Source organism: Prosthecobacter sp. (assembly GCF_020439865.1).
In the GTDB taxonomy this organism is placed as follows: domain Bacteria; phylum Verrucomicrobiota; class Verrucomicrobiia; order Verrucomicrobiales; family Verrucomicrobiaceae; genus Prosthecobacter.
In genome coordinates this window covers 1-2,109 of sequence record NZ_JAGRPF010000002.1, presented here as the reverse complement: position 1 = coordinate 2,109, position 2,109 = coordinate 1, and the positions used below count along the sequence as shown (strand labels likewise).

General features: G+C 58.9%; 1 protein-coding gene and 1 pseudogene. Both read left to right on the top strand.

What is annotated here, in order from left to right:
* Nucleotides 1–244 precede the first annotated feature (244 nt).
* A complete protein-coding gene (locus KDL09_RS00045) occupies nucleotides 245–1,180 on the top strand; it encodes a LysR substrate-binding domain-containing protein (RefSeq protein ID WP_294380038.1) in 936 nt (311 codons plus the stop codon).
* A gap of 58 nt (nucleotides 1,181–1,238) precedes the next feature.
* Nucleotides 1,239–2,109 (top strand): annotated as a pseudogene (locus tag KDL09_RS00040) (phospho-sugar mutase); the annotation flags it as partial.

Here is a 2,109-nt window from a genome sequence, read left to right as displayed (position 1 = left end):
TTATAGTAATGCACGAGCATTTCGTGATAATTCTGCGCTCCCCAGCCGGGTCTAAGCGTCGGGTCGTTGTAAAAATCCACCAGCGCTGCCAGCTGTTCACGCGCCAGCGGCGTGAGGCGAGATGATGAGTCGGGCGTGGCTTGGCAGTCAGTCATTGCCGCACATTACGCATCAATCCCCGGCTTTGCGCCAAGTTTTTTGATGTGCTGATGAGATGATGTTGTTTTGCGCGTCCCATGAGGCTATGGACGCATCTGCTGTGGAATTTCACCAGCTTCGCTACTTTATCGCCTCCGCCGAGGAACTGAGCATTTCGGCCGCAGCAAAGCGTCTGCATGTCACCCAGCCGGCCTTGAGCCGTCAAATTGCCGTGCTGGAGGCGGAACTGGGTGTGGCGTTGTTTGATCGCATCCGCAAACGCATCCACCTCACTGACGCAGGCCGCTTTTTCTTGCCGAAGGCACGGCAGATCGTGTGCGATGCTGAAACGGGGGCGCAGCAGTTGCGAGAGCAGTTTGGCAAGGCCCGACGAACGTTGCGGCTGGGATTCCTCACACCGTTTCTCGATGATCTCGTGGCCCCGGCGGTGCGCGAGTTTCGGCAGCGTCACCCGAAGGCCCAAGTGAGCCTGTTTGAACTGCCACCGCGCGCCCAACTCGACCGCCTGCGCAATCACGAACTCGACGTTGCCATCCTTGGCAACATCTCGGAAGCAGACCGTGCCTTGTTCACCATCCGCACGCTCTCACGCCACAAAATGGCCGCCGTGCTACCGGAGGATCACACGTTAGCAAAGAAGAAGTCCATCAAACTGGCCGCTTTGAAAACCGACCGCTGGGTCTCGCTCTCCGACGCCTTTTTTCCAGGTCGTCGAGAGTTTCTGCGTGCCATCTGCCAGCAGGCTGGTTTTGAGCCGCAGATCGGAAGCGAGGTTGATTCGCTTTCCATGATGCTCGGTGCCGTCACAGCTGGCGAGGGCGTCGCCGTCATTCCCGCACATGCGAGCAAGTTGCCGCATGCCGGTTGTGTCATTGTGCCTTTAGCGTCTCCAGCCCCCACCACCGAGCTTCTGCTGGTGCTGCCGAAAACCGAACCCAGCCGCGAACTAACCACCTTGACGAAGCTAATTGCGGAAAACGCAGCCCGGATCGCCACAACTCAGACGCAGCCTACGACATAGCGCTGGAGCTCTGCGTGTATTTGCCAAAACCGGCAGTGCCGCTATGCTCGCGGCCTCTATGTCCCTCGCAGACCAACTCAAATCCGCCGCCGACTCAGGTCAACTCCTTCCCGCCAGCCTTGAAAACATCAATGCCCTGCTAGCTGCGAGCGACAATCCCGTTTATCGCGCCAGCATCGAGGAACTCGCCGCGGCAGGTCAATGGGCAGAGCTGAACGACCGGTTTTTCCAGGCCCTGAAATTCGGCACCGGCGGGCTGCGCGGACGCACCGTCGCAAGGATCGTGACCAAAGCCGAACGGGGGGCAGCGGCAGAGGACCAGCGGCCGGAGCATCCATGCGTCGGCACGAATGCCATGAACTATTACAACGTGGGCCGCGCCACCCGTGGTCTCGTGGCCTACATCAAAACTTACCGCGCCAATGCAGGATTGGGGGGCAAGCCGAGCATTGTCTTTGCACACGACACCCGACACTTTTCCGCGGAGTTCGCACAGCGCTGCGCGCAGATCGCCATGGATCATGGGGCAGATGTTTATCTTTTCGACGGCTGCCGTGCCACGCCGGAAATGTCGTTTGCCGTCCGTCAACTCCGCACTGACGCCGGGGTAATGCTGACCGCCTCACACAACCCTTCCCACGACAACGGCTACAAAGTGAACTTCAATGACGGTGCGGGCATCGTCGAACCGCATGCCACGGGCATCATCAAGGAAGTGAATGCCATCACGGATGAAAATTACACACCTTTGCCTGAATCCGAACGCGGAAAACTCACCACACTCGGTGATGACATGGACCAGCAGTATCTCGCCCGGGTGGAGACAATGATGCTGCAGCCGCAGCTCCTCGATAAACCGGAAGCCAAGAAACTCAAAATCGTCTTCACCGCCCTGCATGGCACGGGTGGCGTCCTGGTTCCGGTGTTGC